The sequence below is a fragment of the Flavobacterium frigoris PS1 genome (assembly GCF_000252125.1).
GTDB lineage: Bacteria > Bacteroidota > Bacteroidia > Flavobacteriales > Flavobacteriaceae > Flavobacterium > Flavobacterium frigoris_A.
Genome location: NZ_AHKF01000011.1, coordinates 45192 through 61625, shown reverse-complemented (window position 1 = coordinate 61625; position 16434 = coordinate 45192). Strand labels below are relative to the sequence as shown.

Genomic DNA, 16434 nt, shown 5'->3' with positions numbered 1-16434 from the left:
GTAAAAGAAAATGAAAGAGAAAATAATAAAAAAAGCAAGTGAACTATTTATAAAGCTAGGCTTTAAGAGTATCACCATGGATGATATTGCAAGCGAAATGTGCATTTCGAAAAAAACTATTTACAAATACTTCTGTAACAAAGAATTACTTGTAGAGGAAAGCACTGCTTTGCTACATAAAGAAATTCATGAAACAATCGATTCAATTTTGCAAATGAATCACAATGCTATCGAGGAAAACTTTAAAATAAGAAAAATGTTTGGTGACATGTTTAAATCATCTGCTGACAGCTCCCCAATCTATCAGTTAAAAAAACATTATCCTGAGATATATGAAAAGACAATGGTAGCAGAAATAAATGAATGCTCAATGTGGTTTAGAAATAACATTCTAAAAGGAATAGCAAATGGGCTATACAGAACCGATTTAGATATAGACACTTATGTGAAGTTTTATTACACTCTAATATTTAATATCAATGAAAATACCAGCTCCGAAAAAGTAGCACAAAAACTTGAGCTAGAAGCATTAGAATATCATACAAGAGCTATGGCAACTACAGCGGGAATTACAGAACTAGAAAAACAATTACAAAACCCTAATACATAATGAAAAAACTAATTTTATTAACATTCTTAACTTTTGCCATTACGGCAAAATCACAAGAAATAAAATCGCTTACCTTGAAAGATGCGATTTCTTATGCTTTAGAAAACAAAGCAGATGCCAAAAAAGCAAAGTTGAAAGTAGAAAATAGTGAGTACCAAATTCAGGAAGTACGCTCAAGAGCATTACCGCAAATCTCTGCTAATGGAAGTCTAACTTACAATCCCGTTCTACAGACTACGTTTCTTGATTCAGGCTCATTTGGCGGAGAACCTGGCACAACGATTAAAGCTAATTTTGGGCAAAAATGGAGCTCTGTTGCAGGTGTTTCACTAACGCAAACCATATTTGACCAATCTGTCTTTACTGGTTTGAAAGCTGCAAGAACAACGAGAGAATTTTACCAAATTAATCAACAACTGACCGAAGAACAAGTAATCGAAAGGGTTGCAAACAATTACTACCAGGTTTATGTGCAACGAGAAAACTTGAACGTTTTAGACAGCACTTATATCAATACTACAAAAGTAAAAAACATTATCAAAGGACAATTTGACAATGGACTAGCTAAAAGAATTGATTTAGATCGAATTTTAGTAAAAATTTCGAACATTGCCACCCAACGCCAACAGGTTTTAAACGCGGTACAAATTCAAGAAAACGCCCTTAAATTCTATATGGGAATGCCTATTGAAACTAAAATTGAAATCCCACAGACGGAATTTGAGGTAAGTCCACAAGCTTTTTCACAAGCTCCAAACACTGAAACCAGAACGGAATTTTTGCTTATGAAAAAACAAGAACAACTATTAGAATTTCAAAAAAAATCTATAATAGCGGGTTACTATCCTACTCTTTCACTTTCCGCAGGCTACAACTATATAGGTCAAGGACCACAAATACCATGGGGAGCAAAACCATCTGACGGAGTATTTTGGTCTGATTTTTCTTCTGTAGGATTGAATTTAAAAGTGCCGATTTTCTCAGGATTTGAAACAAGATCAAAAGTAAGAAAAGCAGATGTGGAATTGCGATCTATGAAGGAAGATTTAATAGATACAAAATTGTCGCTTGATTTGGCTTTTGCAAATGCTAAAACACAAATTGATAATAGCATGATTACTATAGAAAATCAAAAAGGCAATGCCCAATTAGCAAAAAATGTTTTAAGCAATACTAAGAACAATTACCTACAAGGATTAGCTTCATTGACAGATCTATTGGACGCAGAAAACGCACATACTGAAGCACAAAATAACTATACATCTGCCATATTAAATTACAAGCTAGCAGAAATACAATTAATTAAATCAAAAGGCGAACTAAGAACACTTATAAACAACTAATAAAAATGAAAAAAAATATAATAATTGCAATAGTAATAATAGGCTGTTTAGGGCTTATCGCTTTCACTTTAATGAATAACAAAAAAGAGAATGAAGCAAAAACAGATATCGTTGCTCAAAAAAATGCGAGTGTAACTGTAAAAATTGACCCCGTAAAGACAGAAGAGATTTCATTGGATTTTTCTGTGAATGGAAATTTTGAGCCAATGCAAGAATTAACTTTTTCTGCTGAGAAATCTGGAAAAGTAATTAGCGTTTTAGCTAAAGAAGGAGATTATGTTACTGTTGGTCAAACTTTAGTAATAGTAAGAAGCGATGTTGTTGACGTGAATGCTCAAACCGCAAAAGCCACTTATGAAAATGCTAAAACGGATTATGCGCGATATGAGAATGCATTCAAAACTGGCGGAGTAACAAAACAGCAATTAGATCAAGCTAAATTAGCTTTAACAAATGCAGGGGCAAACTTAAAACAAGCTAATATTAACGTAGGTGATACTAGAGTTAAAGCGCCAATAAAAGGATTCATAAATAAAAGATACATTGAACCAGGTTCTATTTTGACTGGAATGCCAGCAAGCGCAATGTTCGATATTGTAAATGTTTCCAAACTTAAATTAAAAGTAACTGTCAATGAAAGCCAAGTAGCTAGTTTAAAATTAGGGAATACAGTAAACATTACCGCTAGTGTTTATCCTGATGTTACTTTTTCTGGTAAAATAACATTCATAGCAACTAAAGCAGATTCGAGTTTAAGCTTTCCAGTAGAGATAGAAATTGCAAACAATTCCAACAATGACCTAAAAGCGGGTATGTATGGTACTGCTAAATTTGCATCAAAACAACAAAAACAATCTATGATGACTGTTCCTAGAAATGCTTTTGTAGGAAGTGTGAGCAGCAATCAAATTTTTGTTGCAGAGAATGGAATCGCTAAACTAAAAACGATTGTCGCTGGTAGAATTCTAGGAGACAAAGTAGAAATCATAAGCGGATTATCAGATGGAGAAAGTGTTATTGTAACTGGACAAATCAATCTACAAGACGGAAACAAAGTAGAGATCCTTAAATAATTTTAAATGATGGGTGAATTTCAAAATTTAAATTCATTACACGCCTTACAAATAAACATATGAAATTAGCAGAAATATCCATAAAACGTCCCTCGTTAGTGATTGTATTATTTACAATTCTGACTCTTGGTGGACTATTTAGTTATAGCCAATTAGGCTACGAATTAATTCCAAAATTCGAACAAAATGTAATTACTGTTTCAACAATATATCCAGGAGCGTCCCCTAGTGAAGTTGAAAATACAGTTACCAAAAAAATTGAAGATGCCATCGCTTCCTTAGAAAACATCAAGAAGATTGATTCAAAATCATACGAAAGCTTGTCTATCGTATCGATTACTTTGAACTCAAATGCCAAAGTTGACTTTTCAATGAACGATGCGCAACGTAAAATAAATTCAATCATAAGTGACTTACCTGATGATGCCAAAACACCATCACTTTCAAAATTCTCCTTAAGTGATTTACCAATTATGACTATTGGTGCTAATGGAAAAATGGATGAAGCTGCTTTTTATGATTTAATTGACAAAAAAATAGCTCCTGTTTTATCTCGTGTTACAGGAGTAGCACAAGTAAACATCATTGGTGGTCAAGAACGTGAAATTCAGGTAAATCTTGATGCGTCAAAGATGCAAGCGTATAACCTTTCAATTCCTCAAGTACAACAAATTATTTTATCATCAAACTTGGATTTCCCTACTGGAAACATCCAAACACGTGAGCAAAAAATATTAATTCGTCTTGCTGGAAAATACAAAAATGTTGGCGAACTAAGGAATCTTGTCGTTTCATCACAAAGCGGCATCGAAATTCGTTTAAAAGATATTGCTGATGTACAAGACACACAGAAAATTGCGGAGAAAATTTCTCGTGTAGACCAAAAAAGCGCAATTATTGTGCAAATAATAAAACAATCTGATGCAAATGCTGTAGCAGTGAGTGAGGAATTGATAAAAACTATAAAACAATTAGAAAAAGACTATAAAATAAATCAATTAGAATTAGAAATTGCAAAAGACAGTACCGTTTTTACTCTTGAAGCAGCGGACTCTGTGGTCCACGATTTATTGATTGCCGTTTTCTTAGTAGCTTTTGTAATGTTGTTTTTCTTACATAGTATTCGTAATTCATTGATTGTAATGGTTTCTATACCTGCTTCATTAATTGCAACTTTTATCGGAATTTATCTTTTAGGGTATACCTTAAACTTAATGAGTTTATTGGGACTATCCCTTGTGGTTGGTATTTTGGTCGATGATGCAATTGTGGTGCTAGAAAACATCTACCGTCACATGGAAATGGGAAAAAGTAGAATCCGTGCTTCCTATGATGGAACTGCCGAAATTGGGGGAACAGTTACTTCGATCACCCTAGTAATTGTGGTGGTATTTTTACCAATTGCAATGAGTTCTGGTTTAGTTTCTAATATTATTACACAGTTTTGTGTAACGGTAATCATTTCTACCTTATTCTCTTTATTAGCATCCTTCACAATAATTCCTTGGTTGTCTTCTCGTTTTGGAAAACTAGAACATATTGAAGGTAAAAATCTTTTTGGAAGAATCATTCTTGGTTTCGAAAGTTACTTAACACGATTCATTAACTGGATCTCTGGTTTATTAACATGGTGTTTAGATCACTACAAAACCACTTTAGCAATTGTCTTAGTTCTGTTTTTTAGTTCTATCTCTCTTATTCCTGCAGGATTTATAGGTGGTGAGTTTTTTGCTGCCTCAGATAGTGGTGAGTTTCTAGTTCAAATAGAAATGCCCAAAGATGCTTCATTAGAGCAAACTAACTTTATGACTCAAAGAGCAGAAGCCTTTTTAGCAACACAGGAATATGTTCACAGCCAAATTACAACGGTAGGACAAACCAGTGAAGGTATGGGTGGTTCACAAGCGACTGCTTACAAAGCGGAAATTGATGTAAAAATGATAGAACAAAAAGACCGTACCGATGGTGCTTCTGTTTATGCTGCAAAAATCAAACGTAAATTAGAGAATGTTTTAATAGGTGCCAAAGTAAAAACTGTTCCCGTAGGTATTTTGGGAACGGCAGATAATGCAACTCTAGGATTAATTGTTACCGGACCTTCGGTGGAAAGTGCTATGAAATTTGCCAAATTAGCGGAAGCCGAATTGCGCACCATACCAGGTACTACTGAAATTAAATTGACCGTTGAGGATGGAAATCCTGAAATCAATGTTCAAGTAGATCGAGATAAAATGAGCTCATTAGGATTAACCCTTCAAACTGTAGGTATGACTATGCAAACTGCATACAGCGGTAATACAGATGGTAAATTTAGAGCTGGTGAATATGAATATGACATTAACATTAAATATAATGCTTTTGACAGAAAAAACATCACCGATGTAAATAATCTGATTTTCCTTAATAATACAGGTCAACAAATTAAATTGTCACAATTCGCGACTATTACTGAAGGTTCTGGTCCTAGTCAATTAGAGCGTAGAGACAAAACAGCGTCGGTAACCGTTCAAGGACAAAATGTAGGTGTTCCTTCAGGAACAATTGTTACACAATGGCAGGAAAAAATAGATAAATTGGAAAAACCTATAGGTGTAAATTACATTTGGGGTGGAGATCAAGAGAACCAAAGTGAAGGATTCGGGACATTAGGGATTGCCTTATTGGCCGCTATTATATTAGTTTACCTAATAATGGTTGGATTGTATGATAGTTTTGCACACCCATTTGTAGTATTGTTTGCCATTCCATTGTCATTTATTGGAGCTTTATTAGCTTTAGCTCTTACAAACAACACTTTGAACATATTTACTATACTTGGTATCATTATGTTAATTGGATTAGTTTGTAAAAATGCGATTATGCTAGTCGATTATACCAACCAACGAAGAGCTGCAGGTGAAACAATACGAACAGCATTAATTCAGGCAAATCACGCGCGACTTCGTCCAATTTTAATGACTACTATTGCGATGGTTTTTGGAATGTTTCCAATTGCATTAGCATCTGGAGCTGGAGCTGAATGGAAAAACGGTTTGGCTTGGGTAATTATTGGTGGATTGATAAGTTCACTTTTCCTTACTCTAATTGTTGTTCCTGTGATTTATGAAATCATGGAGAAAATTATTGCTAAGTTCAGCAAAGGAGAAAAAGTAGATTATGAAGCAGAAATGGTTGCCGATTATGTCCATAAAGAGCTAAGTGAGGACGGATTTAATCCTGAACACACACTTTAACTATAACTATATAAATACAAAAAGCTGCCTATCCTTTATTTAGATAGGCAGCTTTTTATTTAAAAAATATTATCTGATAAGTATAAGTTTATTCCCAATAAAAAAGGCTTCCGTAAATTACGGAAGCCTTTTTTATTATAAAGTATCACTAATTAATCTGCAGTAACGATTGCGTTTTCTTTCCAGTTTTTTACTGAGGCAACTCTATTATCTGAATAATCAACCTCGCTTAGAACGGAATCATTCCAGAAAAACCACTTGCCTACTTTTTCTCCTTTATTATATTCTGCAACAGCAGTTTTATTTCCATTTACATCATAAGAAACCCATTGTCCTTGCAGCTTCCCGTTTTTATAAAAACCTTCTTGTTTCACTTGGCCATTATCATGTACATAAGTGGCCTTAACTAAATCCCCAACTGCTTCCAATTTAGGTTTTACAGCAGTATTTTGTGCAAAAATCATTCCCGAGATTAACATTGCTCCGATAACTATATATTTTTTCATCTTGTAAAGTTTTAATGGTTTGTTCTCCAAATATATAAATAATTTTACATTTAAAAAACAATTTGGTAACAATTTAATAACATTAGATAAAAGCTTAACATTGGGAATTCAAAACATATTCAATTATCACTACTAAAAAACCATTTTTCTCAATTCATTGTTCATAATAAATTCTAAATTTGCAGCCAAGCCCAAAGGAGGCAACAGACGGAATAATTTAAATTTTTTGTAATGTATAGAAGTCATAATTGTGGCGAATTAAACGCCTCACATATAAATACTGAAGTAACCTTGGCCGGTTGGGTTCAGAAGTCTCGCGATAAAGGATTTATGAATTGGGTCGATTTAAGAGACCGTTACGGAATTACACAATTGATTTTCGACGAAGGCCGTACCGAAAAAACAGTATTTGAACAAGCAAAGACACTAGGACGTGAATTTGTAATTCAAGTTAAAGGAACGGTTATTGAGCGTGAAGCAAAAAACAAAAATATTGCTACAGGAGAAATTGAAATTTTAGTTACACAACTAACCATATTAAATGCTGCTTTAACTCCCCCTTTTACTATTGAAGATGAAACGGATGGTGGTGAAGACATCAGAATGAAATACCGTTACCTAGATATAAGAAGAAATCCTGTAAAAAACAGCTTGCTTTTTCGTCATAAGGTAGCTATGGAAGTACGTAAATACCTATCTGACTTGGATTTTTGCGAGGTAGAAACACCTTATTTAATCAAATCAACTCCAGAAGGAGCGAGAGATTTTGTTGTGCCTTCTAGAATGAATGAAGGACAATTCTATGCATTGCCACAATCACCACAAACTTTCAAACAATTATTGATGGTAGGTGGAATGGATAAATATTTCCAAATTGTAAAATGTTTCCGTGATGAAGATTTACGTGCAGACAGACAACCTGAATTCACGCAAATCGATTGCGAAATGGCTTTCGTGGAACAAGAGGATATTTTAAATGTTTTTGAAGGATTGACTAGACATCTTTTGAAAGAGATCAAAGGTATCGAAGTGGATAAATTTCCGCGTATGACTTACGATCATGCAATGAAAACCTATGGAAACGACAAACCGGACATCCGCTGTGGAATGGAGTTTGGTGAATTAAACGAATTTGCAAAACACGCAGCATTTCCAGTATTCAACGCAGCCGAATTAGTAGTTGGAATCGCTGTTCCTGGCGGAGGAAACTATACAAGAAAAGAAATTGATGCATTAATCGAATGGGTAAAGCGTCCGCAAGTAGGTGCTTCCGGAATGGTGTACGTAAAATGCAACGAAGACGGAACCTATAAATCATCAGTAGATAAATTTTATAACCAAGATGATTTAACAAATTGGGCAAAAGTAACTGCTGCAAAACCAGGAGACATGATTTTTGTACTTTCAGGTCCTGCAGATAAAACAAGAGCGCAATTAAGCGCTTTAAGAATGGAATTAGCGACTCGTTTGGGATTGAGAAATCCAGCAGAATTTGCTCCATTATGGGTAGTTGATTTCCCATTATTAGAATTCGATGAGGAATCTGGTCGTTACCATGCGATGCACCACCCTTTTACTTCTCCTAAACCAGAAGATATGCATTTATTAGAAACTGACCCAGGTAAAGTTCGCGCTAATGCATATGACATGGTATTGAATGGAAATGAAATTGGTGGAGGCTCTATTCGTATACATGATAAGGCGACACAACAATTAATGTTTAAATATTTAGGATTCACTGAAGAGGAAGCTAAAGCACAATTTGGATTCTTAATGGATGCATTCCAGTTTGGTGCACCGCCACATGGCGGCCTAGCCTTTGGATTAGATAGATTAGTCGCTATTTTAGGAGGACAAGAAACCATCCGTGACTTTATCGCTTTCCCAAAAAACAATTCTGGAAGAGACGTAATGATAGATGCACCATCAGCAATTGACGAAACTCAATTAAAAGAGTTGCATATACAATTACGCTAAGTAGTTAGTCGGATATATTAACCGGAAAACGTTGAATATCAATTATTTTAATAAAAAAATTGACATTGATAGGATTCGTATTAGATTATATATTATATTTGCCCATTATAAATTATTATTACTATTACAATGCGTACAGGTACAGTTAAATTTTTCAATGAGTCAAAAGGTTACGGATTCATTACAGACGAAGAAACAGGAAAAGACATTTTTGTTCACGCTTCAGGAATCAACGCGGAAGAATTACGCGAAGGTGACAGAGTTAGCTATGAAGAAGAAGAAGGAAGAAAAGGAAAAGTTGCTGCGAAAGTAGCAGTTATCTAAGCAAAAATTTATTTTTTTGCCTACGAATGTTTAAAACGTTTCGATTTATTTCGAAACGTTTTTTTTTGGTTATACCCAAAATTACTGATAAAAAAAGTCAATTCAGATTCGTTATCTATAATCAATAAAAATTAGAAGCAAATTTAATTTTCGCTCTAACTATATTTCGATTTACACTTGTGTTTTAATTCCTTGAAACCTATCTTTGTGGCTTATTTTAGCACGAAAAACACTTTAATTATGCAATCTGATCAATTAAGTTACATTCCTATTTTATTACAGTTTTTATTGGCTGTAGGATTTGTTGTTGGAACTATTATCGTTTCAGGGAAATTAGGCCCAAAAAGAACCTCAGAAAGTAAAGGTAAAAACTTTGAGTGTGGTATCGAATCTGTAGGAAATGCACGTATTCCATTCTCTGTGAAATACTTCCTTGTGGCCATCTTATTTGTGTTGTTTGATGTTGAAGTGATCTTTCTTTATCCTTGGGCAGTTAATTTCAAGGAATTGGGAATAGAAGGAATGGTTAAAATGATCATTTTCATGCTTTTACTATTGGTGGGTTTTTTCTACATAATAAAAAAGAAAGCTTTAGTGTGGGAATAAAAAATAGTTTTAAATGCTGAATTTCAATGATTTTCATTCTAATTCAAAATTTATAATTTATAATTCAAAATAAAAAAAATGAGCAATTCAAGTATAAAAATGGTTGAGCCACCAGAAGGTGTTGTAGGAGAAGGTTTCTTCGCCACAAAACTGAATGACGTTGTAGGTATGGCTCGTGCAAACTCACTTTGGCCATTGCCTTTTGCGACATCATGTTGCGGAATTGAATTTATGGCAACTATGGCATCGCATTATGATTTGGCACGTTTTGGTTCTGAGAGAGTAAGTTTTTCTCCACGCCAGGCAGACATGTTAATGGTAATGGGAACCATTTCTAAAAAAATGGCACCTATTTTACGTCAGGTATACGAACAAATGGCTGAACCAAGATGGGTTATAGCTGTTGGAGCTTGTGCTTCTTCAGGAGGAATTTTTGACACCTATTCAGTTTTACAAGGAATAGACAAAGTTATCCCTGTTGATGTTTATGTTCCTGGATGTCCTCCAAGACCAGAACAGATAGTAGATGGTGTAATGAAATTACAAGAATTAGTTAGAACGGAATCTGTAAGAAGAAGAAGTTCTCCAGAATACCAAGAATTATTGGCTTCTTATAATATAAAATAACGAAATGGCTTTAGAAACAATAGAAATTCAGGACAAATTGACGGAAACGTTTGGCGAAAATGTTTTTCATTTTAACCAAGAAAAAGACGTGTTTTCATTTGAAGTGGCTGCTGACAAAATAACGGCGGTAATTCTTTTCCTAAAAAATGACCCTATATTGCGTTTTCACTTTTTAACTGACTTGTGCGGTGTTCACTATCCAGACAATGAAGTCGACAGACAATTTGCAATCGTTTATCATTTGCACAATTGGTACGAAAACAAACGTATAAAAATCAAGGCCTTTATTAGTGGTGAAAAACCAGAAATCAAGACGATATCAAATATTTTCTTAAGCTCCAATTGGATGGAAAGAGAAACTTACGATTTCTATGGTGTTGATTTTATTGGTCATCCACAATTGAAACGTATCTTGAATATGGATGAAATGATTTCTTTTCCAATGCGTAAAGAATTCCCATTAGAAGATGGTGGAAGAACCGATAAAGACGACCGTTTTTTCGGTAGAACAATAGACAATTGCTAAAAACAGAATATATAATTTTTCACATTCTATAAATGTCAGAACTATTATTACCACCAGAGCATCGATATGCTAAAATAATAAAAGAGAAGCTAAACGAAGATGGAAGCGAGCTTTCAATTCTAAATTTAGGTCCTACTCACCCAGCTACACACGGAATCTTTCAAAATATTTTGTTGATGGATGGGGAACGAATTTTAGAAGCGGAACCAACCATTGGTTATATTCACCGCGCTTTTGAAAAAATCGCTGAAAATCGCCCTTTTTACCAAATTACACCACTTACAGATCGAATGAATTATTGCTCCTCCCCTATCAATAATATGGGATGGTGGATGACGTTAGAAAAACTGTTGGATATTGAAGTGCCTAAGCGCGCGCAATACTTAAGAGTTATTGTAATGGAGTTAGCAAGAATTACGGATCATATTATTTGTAACTCTATTTTAGGGGTTGATACTGGTGCTTATACTGGTTTCCTTTATGTTTTCCAATTTAGAGAAAAAGTATACGAAATCTACGAAGAAATTTGTGGTGCTCGTTTGACAACTAATATGGGAAGAATTGGTGGTTTCGAAAGAGACTGGTCACCAGAAGCTTTCAGAAAACTAGACGTATTTTTAGAAGAATTTCCAGCAGCTTGGAAAGAATTTGAAAACCTATTTGAAAGAAACAGAATTTTCATTGACAGAACAGTTAATGTAGGAGCAATTTCTGCGGAACAAGCCATGGCTTATGGTTTCACAGGACCTAACCTACGTGCTGCAGGTGTTGATTATGACGTACGTGTATCACAACCATATAGTTCATACGAAGATTTTGACTTTATAGTTCCCGTTGGAAAATCAGGAGATACTTACGATCGTTTTTGCGTTCGTAACGCCGAAGTTTGGGAAAGTTTAAGCATAATTCGTCAAGCATTAGCAAAGATGCCAGAAGGAAATGATTTCCATGCAGATGTTCCAGACTACTATCTTCCACCAAAAGAAGATGTGTACACCAACATGGAGTCATTAATTTATCATTTCAAGATTGTAATGGGAGAAGTTCCTATTCCAGTAGCAGAAATATACCATCCTGTTGAAGGTGGAAACGGAGAATTAGGATTTTATTTAGTAACAGACGGAAGTCGTACTCCATATAGATTGCATTTCAGAAGACCTTGTTTTATTTATTACCAAGCCTATCCAGAAATGATAAAAGGAGCATTACTATCTGATGCGATTGTTATTTTATCAAGTTTAAATGTAATTGCAGGAGAATTAGACGCTTAAATAAAATTATAAATGATGGATTTTAAATCACGAATGCTTACAAACATTCAAAATTTATCATTCAAAATTTGAAATAATAAAAAATGGAACGTACAAATTACAAACAAGAAATAAACATGACTCAACCATTGATGAACCGTATCAATGAGTTAATGAGTCATTATCCTGCTGATAAGAAAAAATCAGCATTGTTACCCATTTTACATGAAGTACAGGATGCCCACGAAAACTGGCTGAGTGCGGAATTAATGGATAAAGTAGCTGAAATACTCGAAATCTTACCGATTGAAGTTTACGAAGTGGTTTCTTTTTACTCCATGTACAATCAAAGACCTATTGGAAAATTCATGTTTGAATTCTGTCATACTTCTCCTTGTTGTTTAAAAGGAACTGAAGATTTGATGGATTATACTTGTGGAAAACTAGGAGTCAAAGTAGGGGAGATAACGTCAGACGGACTTTTTGAGGTCAAAGGAGTAGAATGTTTAGGAGCATGCGGTTACGCACCGATGATGCAATTAGGCGATTTTTACAAAGAGAACCTTACCGAAGACAAAATTGATCAGTTAATTGCTGATTGTAGAGATGATAAAATAATATTACACGATAAATAAGATGTCAAAAAAAATATTATTAGATAAAATAAACGTTCCAGGTATCAAAACCTACGAGGTATATCGCCAAAATGGTGGTTATGCATCTGTAGAGAAAGCGATGAAAGCAATGACTCCTGACGAAGTTGTCGAAGAAGTAAAAAAATCAGGACTTCGCGGTCGTGGTGGAGCTGGTTTCCCTGCTGGATTGAAATGGAGTTTTATTGATAAAAAATCAGGAAAACCCAGACATTTAGTTTGCAACGCTGATGAATCAGAACCGGGAACATTCAAAGACCGTTATTTGATGGAATTTATTCCTCATTTATTAATCGAAGGAATGATTACTGCCAGTTTTGCATTGGGTGCAAATCTATCCTATATCTACATTCGTGGAGAATATATGTGGGTTTACAAAATCCTTGAAAGAGCCATTGCCGAAGCGAAAGCAGCTGGTTGGTTAGGAAAGAACATATTAGGAACTGGTTACGACTTAGAACTTTATGTTCACTGTGGTGCCGGTGCTTACATCTGTGGTGAAGAAACCGCTTTGATTGAATCATTGGAAGGAAAAAGAGGTAATCCTCGTATCAAGCCACCATTTCCAGCAGTTTCTGGATTGTGGGCTAACCCAACAGTGGTAAATAATGTAGAAACAATTGCTTCAGTACCATGGATTGTAAACAATTCAGGTGATGAATACGCCAAAATAGGAATTGGAAGATCAACAGGAACCAAATTAATTTCGGCTTCAGGACATGTGAAAAATCCTGGCGTTTATGAAATTGAATTGGGATTAAGTGTTTATGAATTCATGAATTCTGACGAGTATCTTGGCGGAATGAGTTCTGAAAGACCTTTGAAAGCTTTAGTACCTGGTGGTTCATCAGTGCCAATTTTACCAGCAGATTTGATTTATAAAACCGCAAATGGTGAAGATCGTTTGATGACTTATGAGTCTTTGAGTGATGGTGGATTTGCAACTGGATCGATGTTAGGTTCAGGAGGATTTATTGTTTATAATGACACTTCATGTATTGTACGTAACACTTGGAACTTTGCTCGTTTTTACCACCATGAAAGTTGTGGACAATGTTCACCTTGTCGTGAAGGAACAGGCTGGTTAGAAAAAGTATTGTGGCGTATCGAAAACGGTCAAGGACGTGAAGAAGATATCGATTTGCTTTGGAGTATTCAAAGTAAAATTGAAGGAAACACAATTTGCCCATTAGGAGATGCAGCTTCATGGCCAGTAGCAGCAGCTATTCGTCATTTTAGAGATGAATTTGAATATCATGTTCGTTTTCCAGAAAAAATTAAAAATAGAAACCATTTTGTCACTGAACCTTTTGCTCAAGTGAAGCATTTAGTAGGTAATCAAACGGTATAATTTTTAGTAATAAAAAATTTCATTTACATCTTTTTAAAAGAGGAATGAAGCCAAAAGAATAAAAAAAGTATTATCTAAATTTTCCGATTTATTAGTCAAAGTCCAACAACTTTAAACTTTAAACCTGAAACTTTAAACAAAAAGATAAATGAAAGTAACAATAGACGGTCAAGAAATTGAAGTTGAAGCAGGGACAACCATCTTGCAAGCGGCACGTATGATTGGTGGAGAATCAGTTCCCCCAGCAATGTGCTATTATTCTAAACTAAAAGGAAGCGGTGGAAAATGTCGTTGTTGTTTAGTTGAAGTAGCTAAAGGAAGTGAAGCAGATCCAAGACCAATGCCAAAACTGATGGCTTCTTGTGTAACAGGATGCATGGACGGGATGGAAGTGAACAGCAAATCTTCTGACAGAGTAAAAGAAGCAAGAGAATCTGTAACTGAGTTCTTATTGATCAATCACCCTTTAGATTGTCCAGTTTGTGACCAAGCGGGAGAATGTGATTTGCAAGATTTAAGTTTTGAACACGGAAAAGCTAAAAGCCGTTTTATTGAAGAAAAAAGAACATTTGAACCAGAAAACATAGGTCCGAATATTCAATTACACATGAACCGTTGTATTCTTTGCTACCGTTGTGTAATGGTTGCTGATCAATTGACAGACAATCGTGTACATGGTGTAATGGATAGAGGAGATCACTCTAACATTTCAACTTGCATCTCAAAAGCGATCGACAATGAATTCTCTGGAAATATGATTGATGTATGTCCAGTAGGAGCATTAACTGATAAAACTTTCCGTTTCAAATCAAGAGTTTGGTTCAACAAGCCATACGATGCTCATAGAGAGTGCACTACTCCAGGATGTTGTGGTAAAACAACTGTTTGGATGTTTGGAGACGAAATTCAAAGAGTTACAGGTCGTAAAGACATCTACCATGAAGTAGAAGAATTCATTTGTAATGAATGTCGTTTTGACCATAAAGACCCAGCTGACTGGGTTATTGAAGGACCAAGAGAATTTGATAAAGATTCGGTAATCAATCAAAACAATTATACACAAAAACTAGACACGGTGCAGATCGCTACTGAAGAAGGAATTCTTAAAGGTAGAGAACAAGACCGTAAAAAAATAAGCATGCCCGCTATCCCATTGGATAAAGAAGAAGAGGATAATTTCAAACATGGTAATCTTTAGCAGATGGATAGTAGTATAATTATAGAAAAGAGTGTCATTATTCTAGTTGTGTTTGCAATCACAATGGTTATGGCGATGTACTCAACACTTGCAGAACGTAAGGTTGCGGCATGGCTTCAAGACAGAATAGGACCTAACAGAGCGGGAAAAGGTGGGCTATTACAACCTCTTGCCGATGGTTTGAAATTATTTTCGAAAGAAGAATTTGAGCCTAACACTCCAAATAGATTTTTATTTTTCGTAGGACCAGCCATTGCCATGAGTACGGCATTGATGACTAGCGCCGTAATTCCTTGGGGAGATAGATTTCACCTTTTTGGAAGAGATATTATTTTACAAGCGACTGATATTGATGTTGCCTTACTATATGTTATTGGTGTTATGTCAGTAGGTGTTTACGGAATCATGATTGGTGGATGGGCGTCAAACAACAAATTCTCTCTTATGGGAGCTGTTCGTGCTGCATCACAAATGATTTCTTACGAAGTAGCAATGGGATTGTCAATAATTGCTTTATTGATGATGACGGGAACTTTGAGTTTGAGAGAAATCTCAGCACAACAACCCGGAATGCACTGGAATGTATTTTACCAACCTCTTTCTTTTTTCATCTTCTTAATTTGTGCTTTTGCTGAAACCAATAGAACACCTTTTGATTTAGCGGAATGTGAAACAGAACTTATTGGTGGATACCACACTGAATATTCATCGATGAAAATGGGATTCTATTTATTTGCTGAATATGCAAATATGTTTATTTCATCTACCATCTTAGCTGTTTTGTTCTTTGGAGGCTATAACTATCCGGGAATGAGTTCGGCAGTAGAAAACTGGGGAGTTAATATTGCTAACGTAATAGGAATAGCTGTTTTATTTGCCAAAATATGTGGATTCATTTTCCTTTATATGTGGGTACGATGGACTATTCCAAGATTTAGATATGATCAATTGATGCATTTAGGTTGGAGAATATTAATTCCATTATCTATCATCAATATCATTATCACTGGAATTGTGATTTTGAGAGCAGAAATAGCAATTTATTTAGGATTTTAAATAGCATAAAAATGCCTAGCCCTGATAGCAGTGAAAATCCTTTACTTTTTTTCTTTAAAAAAGTAAAGATTGAAACGAATAGCAGGAATAAGCTTTAAATA

Annotated in this window: 15 protein-coding genes; 14 read left to right on the top strand and 1 reads right to left on the bottom strand. The window is 34.9% G+C overall.

The genetic code is table 11. The features are described from left to right. Window positions 1-10: 10 nt before the first annotated feature. Genes HJ01_RS04265 through HJ01_RS04250 form a run of 4 tightly spaced genes read left to right on the top strand, consistent with a single transcriptional unit; the run spans window position 11 to window position 6259 of the window. A complete protein-coding gene (locus HJ01_RS04265; RefSeq protein WP_007137074.1) occupies window positions 11-610 on the top strand; it encodes a TetR/AcrR family transcriptional regulator in 600 nt (199 codons plus the stop codon). Beyond that, window positions 610-1953 carry a TolC family protein gene (locus HJ01_RS04260; RefSeq protein ID WP_007137073.1) on the top strand — a complete coding sequence of 448 codons (1344 nt, stop codon included), beginning with the start codon at window positions 610-612 and terminating at the stop codon, window positions 1951-1953. The genes HJ01_RS04265 and HJ01_RS04260 overlap by 1 nt, the downstream gene beginning before the upstream one ends. A gap of 5 nt (window positions 1954-1958) precedes the next feature. Further along, window positions 1959-3026, top strand: a complete 1068-nt coding sequence (locus tag HJ01_RS04255) for an efflux RND transporter periplasmic adaptor subunit (protein ID WP_007137072.1) — start codon at window positions 1959-1961, stop codon at window positions 3024-3026. A 59-nt stretch (window positions 3027-3085) separates the two neighbouring features. Beyond that, entirely contained in the window at window positions 3086-6259 is a 3174-nt protein-coding gene (locus tag HJ01_RS04250) for an efflux RND transporter permease subunit (RefSeq protein WP_007137071.1), read from the top strand. Between the two features lie 152 nt (window positions 6260-6411). On the opposite strand, the gene HJ01_RS04245 is transcribed toward HJ01_RS04250, so the two are convergent. Then, window positions 6412-6765, bottom strand: a complete 354-nt coding sequence (locus tag HJ01_RS04245) for a toxin-antitoxin system YwqK family antitoxin (RefSeq protein WP_007137070.1) — start codon at window positions 6763-6765, stop codon at window positions 6412-6414. Window positions 6766-6996: 231 nt separating this feature from the next. Between HJ01_RS04245 and aspS the strand changes: the two genes are divergently transcribed. The 10 genes from aspS to nuoH all read left to right on the top strand — a co-directional run bounded on the left by aspS (window position 6997) and on the right by nuoH (window position 16333). Further along, window positions 6997-8742 (top strand): aspartate--tRNA ligase, encoded by a 1746-nt coding sequence (aspS, locus tag HJ01_RS04240; RefSeq protein ID WP_007137068.1) that lies wholly within the window; start codon window positions 6997-6999, stop codon window positions 8740-8742. Between the two features lie 129 nt (window positions 8743-8871). After that, window positions 8872-9066, top strand: coding sequence for a cold-shock protein (locus HJ01_RS04235; protein WP_007137066.1), 195 nt, complete (start codon window positions 8872-8874; stop codon window positions 9064-9066). Between the two features lie 240 nt (window positions 9067-9306). Beyond that, window positions 9307-9672, top strand: a complete 366-nt coding sequence (locus HJ01_RS04230) for an NADH-quinone oxidoreductase subunit A (protein WP_007137065.1) — start codon at window positions 9307-9309, stop codon at window positions 9670-9672. A gap of 78 nt (window positions 9673-9750) precedes the next feature. Next, entirely contained in the window at window positions 9751-10299 is a 549-nt protein-coding gene (locus tag HJ01_RS04225) for an NADH-quinone oxidoreductase subunit B (RefSeq protein WP_007137064.1), read from the top strand. A 4-nt stretch (window positions 10300-10303) separates the two neighbouring features. After that, window positions 10304-10825, top strand: a complete 522-nt coding sequence (locus tag HJ01_RS04220; protein WP_007137063.1) for an NADH-quinone oxidoreductase subunit C — start codon at window positions 10304-10306, stop codon at window positions 10823-10825. A gap of 32 nt (window positions 10826-10857) precedes the next feature. Further along, the gene (locus HJ01_RS04215) at window positions 10858-12096 is read left to right on the top strand and encodes an NADH-quinone oxidoreductase subunit D (RefSeq protein ID WP_007137062.1); all 1239 of its coding nucleotides are present in this window, start codon (window positions 10858-10860) and stop codon (window positions 12094-12096) included. A gap of 83 nt (window positions 12097-12179) precedes the next feature. Beyond that, a complete protein-coding gene (nuoE, locus tag HJ01_RS04210) occupies window positions 12180-12710 on the top strand; it encodes a complex I 24 kDa subunit family protein (protein ID WP_007137061.1) in 531 nt (176 codons plus the stop codon). Window position 12711: 1 nt separating this feature from the next. Then, on the top strand, window positions 12712-14079 hold the full coding sequence (nuoF, locus tag HJ01_RS04205) for an NADH-quinone oxidoreductase subunit NuoF (protein ID WP_007137060.1): 1368 nt from the start codon (window positions 12712-12714) through the stop codon (window positions 14077-14079). A gap of 148 nt (window positions 14080-14227) precedes the next feature. Beyond that, window positions 14228-15277, top strand: coding sequence for a 2Fe-2S iron-sulfur cluster-binding protein (locus tag HJ01_RS04200; protein ID WP_007137059.1), 1050 nt, complete (start codon window positions 14228-14230; stop codon window positions 15275-15277). Between the two features lie 3 nt (window positions 15278-15280). Further along, window positions 15281-16333: an NADH-quinone oxidoreductase subunit NuoH gene (gene nuoH / locus HJ01_RS04195; RefSeq protein WP_007137058.1), complete on the top strand. Its 1053-nt coding sequence runs from the start codon at window positions 15281-15283 to the stop codon at window positions 16331-16333. Window positions 16334-16434 lie beyond the last annotated feature (101 nt).

Coding starts and splice junctions, on each gene's coding strand:
- HJ01_RS04215 (WP_007137062.1), top strand. CDS start 10,858: ATGTCAGAACTATTATTACCACCAGAGCATCGATATGCTAAAATAATA.
- nuoH (WP_007137058.1), top strand. CDS start 15,281: ATGGATAGTAGTATAATTATAGAAAAGAGTGTCATTATTCTAGTTGTG.
- HJ01_RS04260 (WP_007137073.1), top strand. CDS start 610: ATGAAAAAACTAATTTTATTAACATTCTTAACTTTTGCCATTACGGCA.
- HJ01_RS04230 (WP_007137065.1), top strand. CDS start 9,307: ATGCAATCTGATCAATTAAGTTACATTCCTATTTTATTACAGTTTTTA.
- HJ01_RS04250 (WP_007137071.1), top strand. CDS start 3,086: ATGAAATTAGCAGAAATATCCATAAAACGTCCCTCGTTAGTGATTGTA.
- HJ01_RS04245 (WP_007137070.1), bottom strand. CDS start 6,765: ATGAAAAAATATATAGTTATCGGAGCAATGTTAATCTCGGGAATGATT.
- HJ01_RS04255 (WP_007137072.1), top strand. CDS start 1,959: ATGAAAAAAAATATAATAATTGCAATAGTAATAATAGGCTGTTTAGGG.
- HJ01_RS04265 (WP_007137074.1), top strand. CDS start 11: ATGAAAGAGAAAATAATAAAAAAAGCAAGTGAACTATTTATAAAGCTA.
- HJ01_RS04200 (WP_007137059.1), top strand. CDS start 14,228: ATGAAAGTAACAATAGACGGTCAAGAAATTGAAGTTGAAGCAGGGACA.
- HJ01_RS04235 (WP_007137066.1), top strand. CDS start 8,872: ATGCGTACAGGTACAGTTAAATTTTTCAATGAGTCAAAAGGTTACGGA.
- aspS (WP_007137068.1), top strand. CDS start 6,997: ATGTATAGAAGTCATAATTGTGGCGAATTAAACGCCTCACATATAAAT.
- nuoF (WP_007137060.1), top strand. CDS start 12,712: ATGTCAAAAAAAATATTATTAGATAAAATAAACGTTCCAGGTATCAAA.
- HJ01_RS04220 (WP_007137063.1), top strand. CDS start 10,304: ATGGCTTTAGAAACAATAGAAATTCAGGACAAATTGACGGAAACGTTT.
- nuoE (WP_007137061.1), top strand. CDS start 12,180: ATGGAACGTACAAATTACAAACAAGAAATAAACATGACTCAACCATTG.
- HJ01_RS04225 (WP_007137064.1), top strand. CDS start 9,751: ATGAGCAATTCAAGTATAAAAATGGTTGAGCCACCAGAAGGTGTTGTA.